Raw genomic sequence first — 19,242 nt, 5'->3', positions numbered from 1 at the left:
GCGATGCCCGACGGGTGTCGGGCACGGTAACGGGCGTAGCGGTCATTACTTTTTCAGCGGTTTCAGGTTGCCCGGCGCGATGTCGAGGACCTTGCCGTCTTCCATGTTGATCAGCGCGTATTTGTCGCTGATCAACACCCATTGGGTACCTTCCTTTGGTGCGTGCAGGCCCTTGCCTTCCCAGTCCTTGACGCCGACGCGCTCGTCTTTGTACAGGTCATGGGTGGTGTCGCCCACCTTGTACTGCTCATTGGTGTGTTCTGCCTGCACGCTTTTTGTCGCAGGGGTCTGTGCCGCCGCGGCGAAGCTGGCCCCGCCCAAACAAGTAAACACGGCCGCGCAGGCCATCAGTTTCTTCATGTTCATGGGAATTCCTCTAGTCGTTCTTATACGTTCTTCAAGAGATGGTGCGCGCCACGCAAACCCGGCGCGCTGGGTCGCTGCCCCGACTTATTTCTCGATCGGGACAATCTTGGTGATCTGGCCATTGGTGGTCTGCACTTCAACGTATTTGTTGTTGATGCGCACCCATTGACTCATCTTGGCCGGTTCTTCCAGGCCCTTGGCTTTCCAGTCCTTCAGCGCTGCATCCGGGCGCTGAAATTCCTGCGGCGATCGGCTGCCGACTTCGAGCTCCCGCATGTTGTCTCTGGAAGGTTGAATGGTCGGCTCCGTTGCATTGGCGGCCTGCACCGTGAAACTCGCAACGGAAATGCTACCCAGAATCGCCAGACCGGCAATGAGCGATTTGCTGTTCATTCGAAACTCCTTGGCCAGCGCGTGGTGCGCTGTCATTAGTTCCGACCGTGGGCCGCGCAAATCATTCAGTGCAGGTGCTGGCGCGCCGCCCGTTCTGGCGGGCGGCGCTCACGAATATCAAAGGGACAGCGCATCGGCAACGCTGGCCGACAGCGGTGTGGACGGCCGGCCAATCAGACGGCTTAACTGCCGACCGTTGTCGAACAGTGCACCTTTGGCCGCGGCGGCATCGGAGTTGGCGAGCAACTCGGCGACGAATGCCGGCAGCCCCGCGTGCAGCAACGCAGCCTTGTAATCGGCCTCTGGAAGATCGGTGTAGACGACAGGCTTGCCGGATTGCTGCGCAATTTGAGCGGCGAATTCCTTCAGCGTGTAAGACTCGTCGCCGGCCAGTTCGTAGACCTTGCCCGCCTCATCATCAGTCGATGTCAGTACAACGGCCGCCGCCGCTGCATAGTCCGCCCGCGCAGCAGAGCTGATCCGGCCTTCGCCCGCGCTGCCGTAATGCGCGCCGTTCGCCACCGCGTGGGCGACGCCGGCCGTGTAATTTTCGTGGTACCAGCCGTTGCGCAACACCACCGCCGGAACGCCGGACTGCGCCAGCGCCGCCTCGGTCTGCTGATGTTCTTCAGCCAGGCCCAGCGCCGAGGAGTCGGCATGGAGCACGCTGGTGTAGCCCAGCAGTTTGACACCGGCGCGTTGGGCGGCATCGATCACCGCGCGATGCTGAGCCACGCGCTGGCCTACTTCACTGGACGAGATCAGCAGGACCTTCTCGGCGCCTTCGAAAGCGCGGTCGAGCGTGTCCGGCTGCGAATAATCGGCCTGGCGAACCTGCACGCCCTGGGCAGCAAGGTCGGCCACTTTTTCCGGGTCACGGACGGCCGCGACGATCTGCGAGGCAGGCACGGTTTCGAGCAGTTGAGCGATGACGAGGCGGCCAAGCTGGCCTGAGGCACCGGTGATGACGATCATGATGATTCCCGAGAGAAGTGATTGAGCGATCAGCATAGTCACCGTGCTAACCTTTCGTAAGTACGTACGAAAAGGTAAGTGTGATGAACGATATGTCCCCTCCCTCTGCCGGGAGCGTCTCGTTGCTCGAGCGAATCCGTACCGGTGAGGTGCTGGCCCGGGATTGCCCGTCGCGGGAAATCCTCAATCATGTGTGCAGCCGCTGGGGGGTGTTGGTGCTGGTGGTGTTGCTGGACGGCATGCACCGGTTTAGCGAGCTGCGGCGCAAGATCGGCGGGGTCAGCGAAAAGATGCTGTCGCAGACGCTGCAGAGCCTGGAACAAGATGGGTTTGTCGATCGCAAAGCGCTGCCGGTGGTGCCGGCCCACGTCGAATACCGTTTGACCGCGATGGGCGAGGAGGTCGCCTTGCAGATGGACGGGTTAACGTCCTGGATCGAGGAAAATCTGTCGCGCATTCTGGCGGCGCGGGAAGGGAAAGCACCGGCGCTGGAGTGAGCGGTGCTTCTCGTTGCAGAGGCGGGATGCCGCGCTCAAAAAGCGGCATCCCGACTCTGCGCGTTTTGCCTGGCCAGGCAGCAGCCCACCCTCGCTTCACTGCCAGCCAAACCAACGTGCAGTCGGTCTACAGACCGACCAGACGCTTAACGCTTACGCATCATCAACAGCGCAACCACAATCGCCAGGGCGGCGATCCCGGTCGCGATCCAGCCGAGCGACCCAAGTCCGAAGTGGCCAATGCCCAGGCCACCAAAGATCGCACCCAAACCGATACCGGCGTTAGCCGCCGAGATATTCATGGTCGCCGCCAACGCCTGAGCCTTGGAGCCGGCCTGCATCACACGCACCTGGCACACCGGGAACAGTGCGGTGTACGCAACGCCCCACAGCACCAGCGCGGCGATCAGCCAGATATGATCAGTGGCCAGTGGAATGGCGGCGGCCATGCCGACACTCAGAATCACCAGAAACAGCACCATCGCGCCCAGCGGGCTGCGGTCGACCAACTTTCCGCCCCATTGGTTGCCGATCATGCCGACCGCGCCGAAGCCCATCAGCCACCAGCCCACTTGATTGGTCGGCACGCCGGCCAGGGTCTGGAGGATATCGGCCAAGTAGGTGTAGGCCGTGAACATCGCGGTGAACGCCAGCACGGACAGCAACACGTGGGCGAGAAAGCGCGGCTGTTTCAGAATGTCGGTCTGCTTCTCGCCGTGCTTGGCCGGCGAGGAGGGCAAGGTCGGCATGCACAGCTGCATCAGGATGGCGATGACCAGGGAGATAACGGCCAGCACCCAGAAGCTGCCGCGCCAGCCGAGGGTATCGGCGGCGACGGTGCCCAGCGGTACGCCGAACACCAGGGCGGCGGAAATGCCCAGGTAAACCCGCGACACCGCCTGACCCGACTTGCCGGGTGCTGCCAGTTGTCCGGCGGTTTCGCTGGCCGTGCCCCAGAACACGGGCAGGCCCAGCGCCGGAATAAAGCGCGCGAGGGCCATGACCCAAATGTTGGTGGACAGCGCCGCCAGCACGTTGGAGGCGGCAAACACCAGCAGGATGATGGTGAACAGCTTTTTGCGTTCCACGCCGGCCAGTTTTGCCGTGAGGAACGGCCCGAACAGCATCACGGTAAAGGCGAACAGCGTCACCACTTGGCCGGCCACGGCGATGGAGACACCGAGGTCGTGTGCCATCGCCGGAAGCAGTCCGACGATCAGGAACTCAGTGGTGACGATGATGAAGGCGGCGATCGCCATGATCAGGATCTGTATCCCTGACCGAGACGTGGCATCCGGCGCTGACGCCGTTGCGGAGTGTGAGGGTTGCATAGGTGAAGCTCCAAAAGACGATGCCATAGCCTATTGGAGATCTGTATTCTCATCCGCGACATAAATGACTTACTATCGCGAATCCAATTCAGTAATGGTGTTCGCGTTGTTCTCCTCCGAGCGTCTCAAAGGCATTGACGTATTTGTGGCAGTGGCCGATTTCGGCAGCTTCGCCAATGCCGCACTCAAGCTGAACCTGACAGCCTCGGCGGTCAGCAAAGGCATCGCCCGCCTGGAACAGCGGTTGGGCCAGCGTTTGTTCAACCGCACCACCCGGCGGTTGTCCCTCACCGAAGCCGGTGTGAAGTTCTACGCCACCTGCAGCGGCGTGCTGGCAGACCTCGAAGAAGCCGAGCTGGCCCTCGCCTCGGAGCGGCATGAACCCCATGGCCGGGTGCGGATTGATTTGCCCGCGTCCTACGGGCGTCTCCATGTGTTGCCGCTGATTCTCAATTTCGTCAAAGAGTACCCGCTGCTGCAACCGCATATTTCGTTCTCTGACCGGTTTGTCGATCCGGTGCATGAAGGCATCGATATTGTGGTCAGGATCGGTGGGCGCGACGCCTGGGCCGCGGGGCTGGGGCATCGGTTCATCGGCGCCCAGCGACTGGTCTTCTGTGCCGCGCCGAGTTATATCGCCGAGCACGGTCGGCCGCAGACCGACGCCGATCTCGAGCATCATCACTGCATCGCCTACGGCCAGTCCGACGGGCAGGTCGGACCCTGGTATTTTCGCGGGCGCGTGCCGGGAGATCAGGAGCGTCGGATCATTCATCCGCGCATTGCCGTGGGCGACGGGGAGGGGGAGGTGTCGGCCACGCTGGAAGGCCATGGCATCGCTCAGTTGCCGACTTGGCTGGTGCAGACCCACCTCAACGAAGGTCGGCTGGTGGAAGTGCTCCCGGAGCTTGCGACCGATGGCCTGCCGATGAACCTGGTCTGGCTGAAAGCCCGAGAGGCGCTGCCGAAGGTCAGCATTCTGCTCAAGTACCTCAGCGAGCATCTGGCGCCGTACGGCAGCGTCGATTCTGCTGCCGGGCCGGCCTGATCCGGGCGCACACAGCGGCGGGCTATAAATCCTTGCCCATGGTCATCTCGCAGACCGCCATCCCCGAGGTCTCGTAGAGCGTCCGCGCGGCAACGTTGTCCGAAAACACGTTCAACTCCAGACGCCGAATGCCGCGCTCGAGGGCCCACGCTTCGACGGCGATCAGTGCCTGCCTGCCCAGGCCCTGACGTTTGAAGGCCTGATCAATTTCCAGGTCGTAGACGAACAGTCGGGTGGGCAACGGCGGGTTCTCCACAATCCCTATCCAGAGGCTGCCCACCTCAGTGCCATCGGCGTTGCACACGCGGTAGAAGTAGTGCCCCTCGGTGTCCAGACCGTCCTCCAACAGTTCATTGAAGTCAGCGTTTGCGCTTGTGCAGGCCAGCGCATCACGCAGCCCGTAGGTCCGCGCAATGTCCCGGGCGTACCCGGCGACCGAACGGGCAGCAAACACCTGAAAATCATCCGCGTTCATCGCGATCAGCTTCATACCTGCGGCCCTGCCTGTGACGCGGGCGCTTTCCCGCGATAAGCCACCAGCGCCTGCTCCAGCGCGCCCATCGCCGCATTGAGTGCAGACTGCCGCTCGCCGACAATGGCCTCCGGCGCGTCGGCCTCGCAGGCCGCTTCCAGCGCTTCGCAGCCTTGAATGACCGCGGTCGCCGAAATAATGTTCGCGGCGCCGCGCACCTTGTGGCCGATGTCTTTCAGCTGGCTCGGCAGCGTGGTCGCGTTCAGCTCGGCGCGGTCCTGATGCATGCTGGCGATGAGCTGATCCAGTAGTCGCTCATTCATGTCGGCCCTGCCACCGGTCAACGCTTCGATGGTGTGCGGGTCGAACACAGGCTGTGGCAGCTGAGCGGACAGGGCCGGGAGCGTGCCCGGCGCAGACGAAGGCCGCAGCGGCATGACCTTGCGCAGGCGGTCGTTCAGCGCGGTCAGGCTGATGGGTTTGAACAGGCAGTCATCCATCCCGGCATCACGGCAGCGTTGCTTTTCCTCCGGCTGCGCATTGGCGGTGTAGCCCAGTACGGTGCAGCGCGGACGCGCCTCGGTTTGCTCCAGCTGACGGATGGCCCGGGTGAGGTCGTAGCCGTTCATGACCGGCATGTTGCAGTCCGCGATCACCAGATCGAAACGCTCTGCACGCCAGCGTTCCAGCGCTTCGGCACCCTGAAGCGCCATGTCGCAGCGGTGCCCGAGGAAGCACAGTTGCTCGAACAGCAACAGACGGTTCGCCGGGTGGTCGTCGACGATCAGAATATGCAGCTGTCCCGAGGCATGGGTGACCGCTTCACGGGCGATGCTTTTCGCCTCCAGCGGCTCCAGGGTGGTGAACTCGAAGGTCATTTCGATGCGCGTGCCATCCCCGGGGCGGCTGCTCAGCGTCAGCTTCCCGCCCATCATTTCGCACAGGCTGCGACAGATCACCAGACCCAGGCCGGCGCCGGTGCGCGCCAGTTGCCCGGATTGATCGACCTGAGAGAAGGGCGCAAACAGCCGCTGCTGGTCCTGCTCGGTGATGCCGATGCCGCTGTCGTGAATCACCACTTGCACGCGCATTTGCTGGGGGCTGCGGCCGGCTTCGGTCTGCAGGGTGATCTTGACCTGACCCATTTCGGTGAACTTGATGGCGTTGCTGATGAGATTGGAGAGGATCTGCTTGAAGCGCAGCGGGTCGATCAGCACATCGGTGTTGGTCCGCGCGTCCAGATCCAGGGCCAGGGTGAGGCTTTTCTGCCGGGCCAGGCCGTCGAACACCCGCACCACGGATTCGACCAGCTGGCGCAGGTTGGCGCGCTCGGGGCTCAGGCTCAGTCGCCCCGACTCGATGCGCGCGATGTCGAGGATATCGCCGATCAGTTCGAGCAAATCCTTCGCCGAGCTGTAGGCCACTTCGATGGCCGGTCGGTCGAGATGGCCGTGGTCGGCACGCTTCAGGGCCAGCTCGAGCATGCCGATGACGGCGTTCATGGGCGTGCGGATCTCATGGCTCATGGTTGCCAGGAAGGTGCTTTTGGCGCGGTTGGCATCGTCCGCCAGGTCCTTGGCCGTCTGCAGTTGCTCGATCAGTTGCCGCCGTTCGCTGATGTCGATCCAGCCGCCGATGATGCCTTGCACTTTGCCGAGGGAATCGCGGAACGGCAGGATCCAGTGGTAGATCGTCAGCTCGCGGCCGCCGATGTGCAGCGAGCGGTCGAGAATCAAGGGCTCGTTGTCGGCCATGACGCGCTTGTAATCCTCGACGTAACCCTGGGCCTCTTCGGTGTTGCTCAGTACACCGTCCAGAATGCTTTTGCCGATCACGTCCTCGCGCCGCTCGGCAAAGGCGGCGAGGTAGCTTTCGTTGCACATTTTCAGCAGGCCGTCGCGGTCGCGGACATAGATGGGATGAGGCGTGCCGTTGAGCAGCGCGCTCATGAATTCGAACTGATCGTTGAGCGCCCGCTCGGCGCGTTCGCGCTGTTTGATCTGCCGGCGCATCCACGCGTTCCAGGCCAGCGAGCCGAGCAGCAACAGGCTGGCGCCGCCGATGATCTGATAGATCAACAGCTCATAGTCGTGCCACGCGCCGCTGCTCGGCGGCGTATAGGTGCGCCACCGATTGTTGATCGCGGCCAGGTCTTCCGGGGCGATGCTCGACAGCGCCTTGTCGAGAATCGAGGTCAGTTCGGTCGCATTGCGTGACGTGGCCATGGCAATGCGCGCCGGTTCCTGCCCGACGGTCACGCGCATCTGCAACGTGTCGTTCAACGCCCGGGAGGAGAGGAAATAACTGGCGCTGAACAGCGACGTGATGGCGCCCTCGGTACGGCCGTGGGCCAGCAGGTCCAGGGCTTGCGCCGGGTTGTCGACCTCCACCGGATAAATGCCCGGGTGCTGGTCGCGCAGGAAAGGCAGGATCGGGCTGCTGAGGGCCAGCGCCACCCGCTTGCCGTCCAGTTGATCGAGATTGGAGGGCGCCGAGGTTTCCTTGCGGGTGACCAGCACGAACACGTTATCCATGTACGGCCGGCTGAAATTGAAGCGGTTCTGGCGCTCTTCGCTGGGAATCATCGCGCCAATCAGGTCGGCCTGGCCCTGGCTCAACTGGTTGGTCATGTCGTTCATGCTGGCGGCATGGCTGACCTTGAAGGTGAGCCCGGTGCGCAGGCGTATGAGTTCGAGCAGGTCGGCGGTGACGCCGCTGAAATTGCCGGCTGCATCAAAAAACGTCAGCGGCGCGTAAGCCTCGTTGAACACTACGCGAACGGTCGGATGCTGAGCGATCCAGCGTTCTTCCCGTTGATTGAGCTGCAGCTTCTGGTCGGTGAGCATCAGATCGCTACCGGCGCCCCAGCGTTTGGAAATGGCGATGCGCTCTTCCACCGGAATGCCTTTGATGATCCGATTGACGATGTCCAGCAGTATCGGGTTTGAAGCCTGCACGGCGAAGCTGAAACCGTTTGCCTCGTGCTTGCCGAAATTGGCCATCTGCACGTTGTTCAGATAGCCCTTGTTGATCACGTAATGGGTGGAGATGGTGTCGCCCAGAAACACGTCGGCCTGATTGAAGGCCACGGCGTTGATCGCGCTCTGGAAGGAGGGGAAGGTCTGCAGGCGCGCCTTGGGATACAGCGCGGCGATTTCGTCGGGCGGCAGGTAGTGATAAACCATGCTCAGGCGCAAACCGTTGAGGTCGCCGCTCAGGGGCCGGGCCTCGCCGGCGCGGGTCACCAGGACGGGCTGATCCACGGCGTAGGGCGTAGACAGTACGATCCCGCGCGACGCCGCTTCGTAGCCATTGGCGCTGCCCAGCAGATCGATTTCGCCCTTGCTCAGCGCCTGAACCGCCTCGTCGCGGCTGGCGAAACGCAGGACCTTGACCGGCAGGTCGAGCACGCGTCCGAGAATGCCGATGTAGTCGGCGGTAAAGCCTTCGTAGTCGTGCCCGGTCAGGGTCATGTCGAAAGGCGGATAGTCCGGCGCGGAGGTGCCGACCACGAGCTCGCGCTTGTTGCGCACCCATTGCCACTGGGCGCGCTCCAGCGTCACGTCCATGTGCGCAGGGTTGGAGCGGCTCAGCAGCGTGTAGCGTTCCGGCGCCAGGGGTTCTGCCTGGCTATCGAAGCTCAGGCAGACAATCACGGCTGCTATCCAATAGTCCTTTAACGCCTTTGGCATCCTGTCTCTCACACTAGCGAATTACGTTTTGCCATCTCGATAAGTTCTACCAGAGTCTTGGCCTTGAGTTTTTGCATCAATCGGGTTTTGTAAGTGCTGACCGTTTTGTTGCTGAGGAACATGCCTTTGGCGATTTCCTTGTTTGTCCGCCCTTGGGCAAACAGTTGCAACACCATCAGTTCACGGTCATTGACGAGTTTGAAGCGCTCAAGCTCGTTGGGGTCACCCTCTTTTTTGATTGATGCGGCAAGGGCCTGACTGGGAAAGTAATTGTAGCCGGATAATACCGCTTTGACCGAACTGACAAGTTCGCTGAGGTCTTCCTGCTTGCAGACATATCCCGAAGCGCCCGACTGCATGCACCGGATGGCGAACAGGCTCGGCGCCTGAGCAGTGAGTACGAGAATTTTCGAGGGCAGGTTCATGGCGTTGAAGCGGGCGAGGACTTCGAGCCCGTCCAGCTTGGGGATGCTGATGTCCAGGATGATGAGATCGGGCATGCATTCACGGACCATCTGCATGGCGTCGACACCGTTGTCGGTCTCTCCGACCACCTCGTAATTCTCGTTTTCCAGAAGCATACGTATGGCCATTCGTATGACCGGGTGGTCGTCGATAATAAAAATAGAGTTCATGATCAATCCATAACGGGTGGCAAGAAAGCGCGCACCTTATCCCAGATGTTCAGAGGCGCACACGAAGAGATCATGCCCGAAGCGCTATATAGGAATGTTCCTACAGAAATAAGCGTATGTGCGTACGTGGATACACGCAGCGGTCATGAATGTTTAATACGTAACAGCATTTACCATCAATCGATATGCATTTAAGTGCGCGCGTTTATTGCGAATCGGAATAACCCTACATAATCCGGAAACTTTGCCTACCTGCTTAAACATGTCGGTTCAACGATATCAACGGCGCTTTGGCAATAGGCGCTGGGCAGCGGTCTGTATTCTTGCCCGATATATCCAAAAAAGGCTGCCATGCAGGCAACCTTAAGCGGGTGCGGACAGCAGGCTGATCAGCTCGAGGGTGTTAAGCGGCTTACTCAGGCACCCCAGCAGTGGCAGGCCCAGCGCCCTGGCCTCGGACTCAAGGTTCGCCAGCGGATCCGCGTCGAGGCCGCTGAGCAGCACGGCGCGCTGGACCAACCCGCGCTGGTTCGCCGTCTGAATCAGCTCCAGGCCACACATGCCTGGCAGACGCTGGTCACAGAGCAGCAGGTCATAGAGCTCGGCGCTGCGCTCCATGGCGCCGAGCGCTTCGCTGGCATTGAGCGCTGGCGTGACACGGTACAGGCCGTGGTTGTTCAGCAGAATCTGCAAGGCAATCAACTGAAACGGATGATCCTCAACCAACAGGATTCGGAAATCTTTCGTGAACATCGGCGGTTCCAGACGTAGGGGAAATGAGCACCGCCGTTTGAAGGCGGGCCGGCGGCGCGCTCGCAGGGCGGGCGGTGTCTTCGGGAGGTAATGGGTCGGGTTGTCCCAAGGCTCGGAATGGCGCGGATTATTCGGCAGCGATGTATGACCAGCGATAAGGGCATTCCGACGGTTGCGTAGGAAATGTCCGAAGTTGCTGTTGGATTGCCTGAAGCCCCAACGAGAAAAGCCCGAATACCGGTACGTATTCGGGCTTTGGCAAGCGTCCTAGGAAGGGCGCCACGGCTGGCGGGCAGCCCTAGGCGGGGTTGGAGTGGCCGGTCATCTCACGGGCCATTTCGCTGGCGTAGCTGTCGGTCATGCCGGCAATGAAGTCGATGACCCTGAGAAAGGACGTGTGCAACGGCCAGCTCGGGTCGGGCGCGTTATTGCCCAGCAGATCGAGAATGCGCCGGCTCTTGAACGACGGCTCATGCCCGCCGAACTGTTCCAGCGCCGCGCCGCAGAAGGCGTTTAGCAGGATCTCCAGCGTGGTGTAGGCGCCGATTTCGTGCAGGGTCTTGCGCTTGTCCTGGAAGATCTTCTTGCGCGCCATGTCCTTGGCGTTGAGCACGCAGCGCTTGGCCGGCCCGTGCATGTGTTCGACCAGATCACCCTGCAGCGTGCCGGCCAGCAGTGCGTCCTGCTGTTCGACGAACGCGCGGGCGGCGGCGTTGGTCAGGTGCTCGATGGCCTTGCCGCGCAGAATCGCCAGCTTGCGACGACGGGAGTCATTGGGGCCCAACTGACGATAGGTTTCGGGCAGGTCATCGCCCACCAGGCCCAGCAACAGCGACTCCACTTCGTCGTAGGTGAGCAACTCCATTTCCAGGCCGTCTTCGAGATCGATCAGCGCGTAGCAGATGTCGTCGGCCGCCTCCATCAGGTACACCAGCGGATGCCGGGCCCAGCGTTGGTCCTCGATCTGCGGCAGACCGAGCTTGCCGGCGATTTGCTCGAGGATCGGCAGCTCGCTCTGGTAGCAGCCGAATTTGTGTTTCTTGTAGCCCAGCGAGTCGGCGTGACGCGCCGTCCACGGGTATTTCAGGTAGGTGCCGAGGGTCGCGTAGGTCAGCCGCGTGCCGCCTTCGAACTGGTGGTACTCCAGCTGAGTCAGGACGCGAAAACCCTGGGCATTGCCTTCGAAATTGAGAAAGTCATTGCGCTCGACTTCGCTCATCGCGTCGAGCCAGCCGCGGCCGGCGGCCTGTTTGAACCAGTTGCGAATGGCGTCTTCACCGGAGTGGCCGAACGGCGGGTTACCGATGTCGTGCGCCAGACAGGCCGATTGCACGACCATGCCCAGATCGCTGGGGTCACACCAGTCGGGCAGGGCGCTGCGCAGGGTTTCGCCGACGCGCATGCCCAGCGAGCGGCCGACGCAGCTGACCTCCAGCGAATGGGTCAGGCGCGTGTGAATGTGGTCGTTGCTGGTGACCGGGTGAACCTGGGTCTTGCGGCCTAGACGGCGAAAGGCACCGGAGAAAATAATGCGGTCGTGATCCTTGTGGAACGGACTGCGGCCCAGTTCCTCAGGGCTGTGCAGGGTTTTGCCAAGGCGCTCGCGGGTGAGCAGGGTTTGCCAATCCAAGGCCGGTACTCCGTCGGGTGATTACCGCGCTAGCTTCCCGGTTCGCCCCGCACGCTGCAAGCACAAGATCGCCGATGCGGCGTCAAGAAGCGTCATCAAAACCCTGCTGCGTCGACATCGATCAGCAACAGCCGCTCGCCGTTGTCGAAGAATTGTCCGGCCGTCAGGCAATACTGATTGCTGGTGGCGTCCCGGTAGGTGCTCGACAGCGTCAGGCGCCGCTCGTGCCAGCCCTCGGCCAGCAGGTGATAGAAATAGGGTCGCCACGACCAGTTATGGCCCAGATACCGGGCGTCCGCGGTCCACGCGCCGTTGCGCCATTCCAGATTCGGCGTGAGCTGCGTGCCATGGCGGTCGCACTGGTAAAAGCGCAGCAACCACGGGAAGTCAGTGACCTGGGGCAAATCACTCAGCGGCGCGTTGCCCTCGGCCCAGCTCTGCAGGCGGGACATCAACTGCGTGAGTTGTCGGCGCAGGGTCATCAGCCGTTCGCGCTCACCCACTTTCTTCATCACGTAACGATCACGCAGGACGGCGAAGCGGTCGACAAATGCATTGGCATTAAAGAAGTCCAGCTGCGCCGGGGCGAACAGATAGCCCTGGACGTAGCGCGAGCCGCATTCGAGGGCGAAGTCCAGCTCGGCTTCGGTCTCGACCCCTTCGGCGATGATCCAGCACCCGGTTTTCTCCGCCATTTGGGCGAGGGCCTTGACCACATCACTGCTGGGGCCGCCCCTGGCTGCGGCCTGAAACAGGCGCATGTCGAGCTTGAGGATGTCGGGCTGCAACGCCAGTACCCGGTCCAGCTGCGAATAGCCGGCGCCGAAATCATCGATGGCAATGCGCGCGCCGGCGTCGCGGTAGCGGGCGACCACCTCGTTCAGGCGCTGGCCATCGCCGCTCAATTCGGTGATTTCGAAAACGATCCGTTCCGCGGGAATGCCGTAGGTCTGCAGCTGCTTCAGGCTGGGCGGCGATTCGTCGGCGCGCAGGCGGCTGATCCAGCGCGGGGAGATGTTCAGGCTCAGGAACCAGTCGCTCGGCGCATCGTGAAAGCGGCTCAAGGCATTGTCGCGAACCTGACGGTCCAGCCGACGCAATTGCACCGCCGGGCGCCGTGGGTCCGTGAACAGCGCGCCGACCGATTGCAGGCTGCCGTCTGCCTGGCGCAGACGGCCCAGGGCTTCTACGCCGGCGATGCGCCCGGTCGCGGTGTCGATGAACGGCTGGAAACAGGCGAGCGGTTGCCCATCGAACACGGGGCCTCCTTAGTGGCGGTTGATTGGAGTGGTGTTGGCGACGGATTGGCTGAGTGTTCTCGTCTGACAAGCACCGCCACCTCACCCGATAGGCGTATCGGGCAAGGCGGGGTTGCTTAGCAAGAATGCAGCCAGAAGGCTTTTAGCGACGGCGGGACGAGTTCTGCAGGGCCATCTTGATCAATGGCAATACGGTTGCGCTGAACTTGATCAGGCGGGTGACACTGCCGGTCTTTTTGCTGCGCGTGCCCTTGCCGGTGAGGAACCCGAGGAGGGTGACAGCACCGACGCCCCACAGCGGCCCATGCTTGATGCCGAGGGAGCCGGGGAGGTCGGAGGCCATGCCGCGCATGCGTTGCAAAGGGTGCATCAATCGCGAGGATTCCTGACGGATCTCCTGACGGTGCATTTCCATGCGCAGGCGGATCAGCGCCTTGCGCAGCTCGCGACGGTTATGGGTCTGGGGCAATTGAGGTGCACTCATGGCATCAGTCGCTCGCGGTCGTTGGCCAGTTCTTCCAGGGTCGAATGGAAGGGTGAAGACTCATCGAACACAGCCGCCTTAAGCCGCATGGCGCAGAACAATGCCGCCAGGGTGTATAGCCCGCACAGGCCGACGATCCCGTAAAGGCGATAGCTGTCCCAGACGAGAACCAGCAACAGCGCGGACAGGCCGATGAGCAGCAGCAACGCGAAAACCAGCGCCAGGCCTGCGAACAGCAACAGCCTGACCGTACGGGCTTTCTGTTCCTGAAGCTCAATGCCGAAGAGCTCGACATGGGTGTGCAGCAGCCCTAGAAAGGCCGCACCCAGCCGTCGTGGCGAAGAGGATTGATCGGTCCCGGTTGGACCTGTCGGCTGCGTCATGGCCGTTAGCGCCGGGTGGCCAGCAGGCCCAGCAGAAAGCCGACGCCAGCTGCGATGCCTACCGATTGCCATGGATTGTTCTGAACATAGTCCTCAGTGACGATGACCGCTTCCTTGCCGCGTGCGCGCAGGGTTTCTTCGGTCAGCTTGAGGGTTTCGCGTGCACGGAGCAGGCTTTCGCGAATCTGCTCACGCAGTTCGTCAGCCTGTTCACCGGCCAGGGAGGCCGTGTGCGCCAGCAGTTTTTCCGTATCGGCAACCAGCGTCTGGAAGTCAGACATCAATATGTCCTGGGCTTTTTCTGCTGTAGGTCGAGCCATGGTTTTCTCCTTAGGGGATGACGATATGGGGTTTCGAGTATGGCGCATTCCTGAAGGTTCATTCCAATCGCGTGAACAGCACTGCCGTTTCGGCCATGGCGTTTTCTGCGCCGTTCCGGTGCGCCCGCCGAGGGTTGCGCGCCAGTGTGGGCAGGCGCGTGGAGGGAGGTCTGGGCGCATGGGCAGGCTCGACGGTGTTTCAGGGGAGTTCTAGACTGGTTCATCCAAACCCTTGCAATCGCAGCCACAGAGGGGCCGAGCCATGCCATCGGAATGTCAGCTATTTGGAACGTTGGGGTGTCATCTGTGCGAGGTGGCCGAAGCGGAACTGATGCCGCTGGTTGAGCACGGCTTGATGGTGGAGCTGGTCGACATTGCCGACAGCGAGGCGGACCACGAAACCTACGGCCTGCGAATTCCCGTGCTGAGGCGGGCGGACACCGGTGCCGAACTGGACTGGCCGTTCGACACCGATCAGGTCGTGCTGTTTCTGAGCGACTGACGCCCACGCGATCAGGGCACAGGACCGCGCGTTATCGCTGGCTTCAGAAATGTCGCGTATCAGAGGTATTGCGTGTCGACCACCATGGCTTGAGCGACAGCGGCTTTCTGCTCGTCGGTCATGCCGTCCCAGACGTGGACTTTGGCGTAGTAGCCAAGGCCGGCGACGATGTACAGGCTCAGGGTGAGCACGATGAACACCGACATGAACGTCCAGCGACCCACGTCGTGGTCTTCGTTGGAAAAGGACTGGGAGTAGTTGTCATCGTTCTGCGATGACGTACCGGTGGAGAGACGTTTGATCCATTGGAAGAATTGAACCAGCATGGGCGTAACCTCAAAAGTTGCGAAAAGAAATCTGTGGTGGCAGCACGTCGTGCAGTGGCGCCCGACGCGCGATACAAACGCTGAAAACGAAAAAAGCCCGTCGATGACGGGCTTTCTTTTTATGGGTTCAGGTCTGGCAGGCGTTTTCGATTTCAGTCACGTGGGTGTTCGTGTCCGCTCGGATTCGCGCCTGCGTGCCGATTTCGAAACATTTTAGGACAAATCAATTTGCGCATCCAGCACCGCACTGTGGTTGTCAGACAACTGGCGCCGGTTTTCCGTGCGACATAACGTCGCGCGCCGCTGTGGGGCTCGGAATAGAGCCCTCCCGCGAAACCGTCATTTGCCCTGTCGCGTAAAGCGTCGCCGGCATTGATAATGCCGACCCTGTCGCCTTCGTTATTTCAGCCTGAGTCATTTATGTCCGCACCTGTGTTCACCGCCGCCCACCGTCAAGCCAGCACGTTGTATCTGCCGCCCGGACCCTGGTTGACGGTGCTCGACTGCCTGTGCGAGCGCTTCAGTGCCATCAGCCGCGAGCAGTGGCTCGACCGGATCGCGCGGGGCAAGGTGCTGGACGCTGACGGCCGGCCGATCGCCGTGGACCTTGCGTACCGCGAAGGCCTGCGCATCCATTACTTTCGCGAGGTGCCCAACGAGACGCCGATCCCGTTGCACGAGTCGATCCTGTACGCCGACGAGCATCTGGTGGTCGCCGACAAGCCACATTTCCTGCCCGTCACCCCCGCCGGCGAGTACGTCGAGCAGACCCTGCTGCGGCGACTGATCCGTACCCTCGACAATCCTGATCTGGTGCCTTTGCATCGCATTGACCGGCACACGGCGGGGTTGGTGCTGTTCTCGGCCAGCAAGCAGACGCGCTCGGCGTATCAGGCGCTGTTTCCTACCCGGCAGATTGAAAAGCGCTACGAAGCGATTGCCCCTGCGCTCCCGGACATGGCATTTCCTCGCGTGCACAAAAGCCGTCTGGTCGATGGCGAACCGTTCTTTCGCATGCAAGAGGGCGACGGGCCGAGCAACACCGAGACGCGCGTGGAAGTCAGCGAGAAAAATGGCGGGCTCTGGCGCTACGCCCTGTATCCGGTGACCGGCAAAAAACATCAACTGCGCGTGCACATGGCGGCCCTGGGTGCCGGCATCTGCAACGACCCGTTCTATCCCGACGTGCTCAAGGATGCCGTGGACGACTACGCCCACCCGCTGAAGCTGCTCGCCCAGGGCTTGCGCTTTGTTGACCCGGTGACCGGGCAGGAGCGGGTGTTCGAAAGCCGGATCACCCTGGACTGGTGAGGCACGGATTTTTCGCCGTCCCACCCCTATACGCCAGACAAAAAAAGACCCGCTCGATTGGCGGGTCTTTTGCATTCAGCGACGGGCTATCAACCCCTCGCGATCAAGCCGGGATCACAGTTCTTTAACGGTACGAACCTGATCTTTGTTGATGCGGGTTTCTTTACCGTCCAGCTGCTTGAACTCATAGAAGCCCGAATCTTCGTCGTACTTCGGCTCGTCGGTTGCCTGGATTTCACGGCCGTCGTTCAGCGTGATCACGGTTGGCGAAGAGCAACCGGCCAGGGAGGCGAGGCTCAGTGCAAGCAGGAAGGCGGCAGGAAGAGTCCGTTGTTTCATTGCTGTGTCTCCGGGGTATTTTGTTTAGTGATGTGTCTGACGCAGAGTGTAACGGCAAAGTTCCATGAAACCTGCCCGCTGCGCTCAGTGCGTGATCTCGGTCAATAGATCCGGCGTGTTGAGGTTGGCCAGACGCGGGTCGTCGGCTTCGCACTGCAAGGCGACGGCGTGCAATTCAGCCAGGGTCCGGCGTGGGCTGCGCTGGCCCTGTCGCCAATGCTGCTCGAACACGTTCGCGTGTTGGCAGGGGATGCAGCATAACAGCGGCTCCCACTGCTCGCCCTGGCGGACCATCACCGGCACGCCGGGGTTATCGGCTGCGGTCTGGCGCAGGCCCTCGAGAAGCGCGCGATCCAGCAGCGGCATGTCACAGGGGATGACCAGCAGGTAGTCATGTTTTGCCACGGCAAGGCCGCCGCGAATGCCTGCGTAAGGGCCGGGAAAGTCCTGTTGCTCGTCCTCCACCAGTTGGTCGGCGTAGCGCGCGTAGTGCTCGCGGTTGCGGTTGCACGACACGATCACATCGTCCGTGAGGGGGCGCACCAGATCGTGCAAATGTTCGATAAAAGGCTTGTCGCGCCAGGCGATCAGGCCTTTGTCTCGTCCGCCCATGCGGCGACCCTGGCCGCCGGCGAGCAGCAGGATAGAGCAGGGCGGGAGGGCATCGGAAGGGGTCATGTTCAGCTCGGTTGGCGCGGAAAAAAACAGGTGCTGTGATATAACACCGCCCTGTTTCCTCTACAACCGGACCTCGCCATGAAAGCCAAGGCAGACTCGCCTTTCGTACCCCTGAACATTGCTGTTCTGACGGTCAGTGACACCCGTACTTTTGAAACCGATACCTCCGGCCAGATGTTCGTCGATCGCCTGACCACCGCCGGTCACGGCCTGATCGAGCGCGTGCTGCTCAAGGATGACCTTTACAAGATTCGCGCCCAGGTGGCGACCTGGATCGCCGATGATGAAGTGCAAGTCGTGCTGATCACCGGCGGCACCGGGTTCACCGGCCGCGACAGCACCCCGGAAGCCGTGGCCTGCCTGCTGGACAAGCAAGTGGACGGTTTTGGCGAGCTGTTCCGCCAGATTTCCCTGCCCGACATCGGCACTTCGACCATCCAGTCCCGCGCCCTTGCCGGGCTGGCCAACGGCACGCTGGTCTGCTGCCTGCCGGGCTCGACCAATGCTGTGCGCACGGGCTGGGACGGCATCCTCGCCGACCAGTTGAACAACAGCTTCCGTCCGTGCAATTTCGTGCCGCACCTGAAAAAGGCCGAACCCTGCGCGACCCGCGGGTGAGCCTTTATGAGCGCACCTGAAAAGAGTCGCCTGATGCCGGTCGAAGAGGCCATGCAGCGATTGATGGACCTCGCCGCCGCAGCGCCGATCACCGAGCGTGAAAGCGTGGCGCTGGCCGATGCCTTGGGACGCGTGCTGGCGGAGGATCTGGTCTCGACGCTGGATTTGCCGCCCTGGCCCAACAGCGCCATGGACGGCTACGCCATGCGCGTCGCGGACTGGACCGGCGAGCCGTTGCCGGTGAGCCAGCGGATCTTCGCCGGGCACGCGCCCGAGCCACTGCAACCCGGGACCTGTGCGCGAATCTTCACCGGCGCTCCGGTTCCTGAAGGGGCTGATTGCGTCGAGATGCAGGAGAACGCCGAAGTCCAGGCGGATGAGACGGTGCGCTTTCTCGAACCCTTGAGCGCCGGTCAGAACATTCGCCCCAAAGGGCAGGAGACCACGGTCGGCGACAAGGTGCTGGATGCCGGCACCGCCATGAACCCGATTGAACTGGGCCTGGCCGCGAGCATGGGTTTCGGCCACGTGCAGGTCATACGCCGCGCTCGGGTCGCTGTGCTGTCCACGGGCGATGAGTTGATCGAGCCGGGGCAGCCTTTGGGACCAGGGCAGATCTACAACAGCAATCGCGTGCTGCTGTGCAGCTGGCTGACGCGGCTGGGCTGCGAGGTGGTCGATGCGGGCATCCTTCCCGACAACCTCGAGAAAACCCGCGCGGCGCTGGGCAGCCTGAACAACGTCGACCTGATCCTCTCCACGGGCGGCGTGTCCGTCGGCGAAGCCGATTTCCTCGGCCACGCGCTGCGTGAAGAAGGCGAGATCGCCCTGTGGAAACTGGCCATCAAACCCGGCAAGCCGCTGACCTTCGGCCACTTCCGTGGGGTGCCGGTGATTGGCCTTCCGGGCAATCCGGCCTCGACGCTGGTGACTTTCGCGTTGCTTGCCCGTCCTTACCTGCTCAGACGCTTGGGCGTGCAGGCCGTCAAGCCGCTGCAGTTTCAGGTGCCGGCTGCATTCACCTGGACCAAACCGGGCAACCGGCGCGAGTACCTGCGCGGACGCCTCGAACAGGGCCGGCTGGTTGCCTACCGCAATCAGAGTTCGGGTGTGCTGCGCAGCGCCGCCTGGGCCGACGGGCTGATCGAGATTGTGGAAGGCACAACGGTGGCGGAGGGTGACTTGCTCAACTTTATTCCGCTGAGCGAAGTCATGGGCTGAAGAGGTGAG

General features: G+C 61.9%; 23 protein-coding genes. 7 read left to right on the top strand and 16 right to left on the bottom strand.

Translation table 11 applies throughout. The features are described from left to right. Positions 1-45 precede the first annotated feature (45 nt). From M1E04_RS14050 to M1E04_RS14040, 3 genes are all read right to left on the bottom strand, one after another. Positions 46-366 carry an RcnB family protein gene (locus M1E04_RS14050; protein WP_065991479.1) on the bottom strand — a complete coding sequence of 107 codons (321 nt, stop codon included), beginning with the start codon at positions 364-366 and terminating at the stop codon, positions 46-48. Positions 367-450: 84 nt separating this feature from the next. Further along, positions 451-759, bottom strand: a complete 309-nt coding sequence (locus tag M1E04_RS14045; protein WP_065991480.1) for an RcnB family protein — start codon at positions 757-759, stop codon at positions 451-453. Positions 760-876: 117 nt separating this feature from the next. Next, complete coding sequence (locus tag M1E04_RS14040; protein WP_456291529.1) at positions 877-1,734, bottom strand: SDR family oxidoreductase; 858 nt, start codon at positions 1,732-1,734, stop codon at positions 877-879. An 83-nt stretch (positions 1,735-1,817) separates the two neighbouring features. Between M1E04_RS14040 and M1E04_RS14035 the strand changes: the two genes are divergently transcribed. Then, positions 1,818-2,231 (top strand): winged helix-turn-helix transcriptional regulator, encoded by a 414-nt coding sequence (locus tag M1E04_RS14035; RefSeq protein ID WP_456291528.1) that lies wholly within the window; start codon positions 1,818-1,820, stop codon positions 2,229-2,231. A gap of 146 nt (positions 2,232-2,377) precedes the next feature. On the opposite strand, the gene M1E04_RS14030 is transcribed toward M1E04_RS14035, so the two are convergent. Continuing rightward, positions 2,378-3,562 carry an MFS transporter gene (locus tag M1E04_RS14030; RefSeq protein ID WP_065991483.1) on the bottom strand — a complete coding sequence of 395 codons (1,185 nt, stop codon included), beginning with the start codon at positions 3,560-3,562 and terminating at the stop codon, positions 2,378-2,380. A gap of 106 nt (positions 3,563-3,668) precedes the next feature. Between M1E04_RS14030 and M1E04_RS14025 the strand changes: the two genes are divergently transcribed. Continuing rightward, positions 3,669-4,610: a LysR substrate-binding domain-containing protein gene (locus tag M1E04_RS14025; RefSeq protein ID WP_456293198.1), complete on the top strand. Its 942-nt coding sequence runs from the start codon at positions 3,669-3,671 to the stop codon at positions 4,608-4,610. A 22-nt stretch (positions 4,611-4,632) separates the two neighbouring features. Here M1E04_RS14025 and M1E04_RS14020 read toward each other — a convergent pair whose 3' ends face one another. From M1E04_RS14020 to M1E04_RS13980, 9 genes are all read right to left on the bottom strand, one after another. Next, entirely contained in the window at positions 4,633-5,100 is a 468-nt protein-coding gene (locus M1E04_RS14020; RefSeq protein ID WP_456291527.1) for a GNAT family N-acetyltransferase, read from the bottom strand. Continuing rightward, the gene (locus M1E04_RS14015) at positions 5,097-8,774 is read right to left on the bottom strand and encodes a transporter substrate-binding domain-containing protein (protein WP_456291526.1); all 3,678 of its coding nucleotides are present in this window, start codon (positions 8,772-8,774) and stop codon (positions 5,097-5,099) included. Before M1E04_RS14015 ends, M1E04_RS14020 begins: the two co-directional genes overlap by 4 nt. Before the next feature lie 8 nt (positions 8,775-8,782). Further along, a complete protein-coding gene (locus tag M1E04_RS14010; RefSeq protein WP_065991486.1) occupies positions 8,783-9,409 on the bottom strand; it encodes a response regulator transcription factor in 627 nt (208 codons plus the stop codon). Positions 9,410-9,772: 363 nt separating this feature from the next. After that, on the bottom strand, positions 9,773-10,162 hold the full coding sequence (locus tag M1E04_RS14005) for a response regulator (protein WP_369318110.1): 390 nt from the start codon (positions 10,160-10,162) through the stop codon (positions 9,773-9,775). A 298-nt stretch (positions 10,163-10,460) separates the two neighbouring features. Continuing rightward, positions 10,461-11,792: a deoxyguanosinetriphosphate triphosphohydrolase gene (locus M1E04_RS14000; RefSeq protein ID WP_192131248.1), complete on the bottom strand. Its 1,332-nt coding sequence runs from the start codon at positions 11,790-11,792 to the stop codon at positions 10,461-10,463. A gap of 95 nt (positions 11,793-11,887) precedes the next feature. Beyond that, positions 11,888-13,051: an EAL domain-containing protein gene (locus M1E04_RS13995; RefSeq protein ID WP_456291525.1), complete on the bottom strand. Its 1,164-nt coding sequence runs from the start codon at positions 13,049-13,051 to the stop codon at positions 11,888-11,890. A 142-nt stretch (positions 13,052-13,193) separates the two neighbouring features. Beyond that, positions 13,194-13,535, bottom strand: coding sequence for a hypothetical protein (locus M1E04_RS13990; protein ID WP_065991490.1), 342 nt, complete (start codon positions 13,533-13,535; stop codon positions 13,194-13,196). Beyond that, the gene (locus M1E04_RS13985) at positions 13,532-13,918 is read right to left on the bottom strand and encodes a phage holin family protein (protein ID WP_065991491.1); all 387 of its coding nucleotides are present in this window, start codon (positions 13,916-13,918) and stop codon (positions 13,532-13,534) included. The genes M1E04_RS13990 and M1E04_RS13985 overlap by 4 nt, the downstream gene beginning before the upstream one ends. A gap of 5 nt (positions 13,919-13,923) precedes the next feature. Further along, the gene (locus M1E04_RS13980; protein ID WP_065991492.1) at positions 13,924-14,238 is read right to left on the bottom strand and encodes a DUF883 family protein; all 315 of its coding nucleotides are present in this window, start codon (positions 14,236-14,238) and stop codon (positions 13,924-13,926) included. 262 nt (positions 14,239-14,500) lie between these two features. On the opposite strand from M1E04_RS13980, the gene M1E04_RS13975 reads away from it, so the two are divergent. Beyond that, the gene (locus M1E04_RS13975) at positions 14,501-14,740 is read left to right on the top strand and encodes a glutaredoxin family protein (protein WP_192131252.1); all 240 of its coding nucleotides are present in this window, start codon (positions 14,501-14,503) and stop codon (positions 14,738-14,740) included. 59 nt (positions 14,741-14,799) lie between these two features. On the opposite strand, the gene M1E04_RS13970 is transcribed toward M1E04_RS13975, so the two are convergent. Continuing rightward, the gene (locus M1E04_RS13970; protein ID WP_065991494.1) at positions 14,800-15,066 is read right to left on the bottom strand and encodes a hypothetical protein; all 267 of its coding nucleotides are present in this window, start codon (positions 15,064-15,066) and stop codon (positions 14,800-14,802) included. Between M1E04_RS13970 and M1E04_RS13965 the strand changes: the two genes are divergently transcribed. Beyond that, complete coding sequence (locus M1E04_RS13965; RefSeq protein ID WP_065991495.1) at positions 15,065-15,283, top strand: hypothetical protein; 219 nt, start codon at positions 15,065-15,067, stop codon at positions 15,281-15,283. The genes M1E04_RS13970 and M1E04_RS13965 overlap by 2 nt on opposite strands. A 203-nt stretch (positions 15,284-15,486) precedes the next feature. Then, positions 15,487-16,377, top strand: coding sequence for a pseudouridine synthase (locus M1E04_RS13960; protein ID WP_296306234.1), 891 nt, complete (start codon positions 15,487-15,489; stop codon positions 16,375-16,377). 114 nt (positions 16,378-16,491) lie between these two features. Here M1E04_RS13960 and M1E04_RS13955 read toward each other — a convergent pair whose 3' ends face one another. Then, a complete protein-coding gene (locus M1E04_RS13955) occupies positions 16,492-16,716 on the bottom strand; it encodes a YgdI/YgdR family lipoprotein (protein WP_065991497.1) in 225 nt (74 codons plus the stop codon). Positions 16,717-16,800: 84 nt separating this feature from the next. Continuing rightward, positions 16,801-17,394 (bottom strand): molybdenum cofactor guanylyltransferase MobA, encoded by a 594-nt coding sequence (gene mobA / locus M1E04_RS13950; protein ID WP_456291524.1) that lies wholly within the window; start codon positions 17,392-17,394, stop codon positions 16,801-16,803. A 78-nt stretch (positions 17,395-17,472) separates the two neighbouring features. Here mobA and moaB point away from each other — a divergent pair, with 78 nt between their 5' ends. Both moaB and M1E04_RS13940 read left to right on the top strand, forming a co-directional pair. After that, a complete protein-coding gene (gene moaB, locus M1E04_RS13945; protein ID WP_065991499.1) occupies positions 17,473-18,012 on the top strand; it encodes a molybdenum cofactor biosynthesis protein B in 540 nt (179 codons plus the stop codon). 6 nt (positions 18,013-18,018) lie between these two features. Then, positions 18,019-19,233, top strand: coding sequence for a molybdopterin molybdotransferase MoeA (locus tag M1E04_RS13940; RefSeq protein ID WP_369318107.1), 1,215 nt, complete (start codon positions 18,019-18,021; stop codon positions 19,231-19,233). The last annotated feature ends 9 nt before the right edge of the window (positions 19,234-19,242 follow it).

It is taken from the genome of Pseudomonas sp. AK106 (assembly GCF_053903055.1).
Note: the sequence above shows the minus strand (reverse complement) of the source record. Positions and strands in the feature narration are given on the sequence as shown.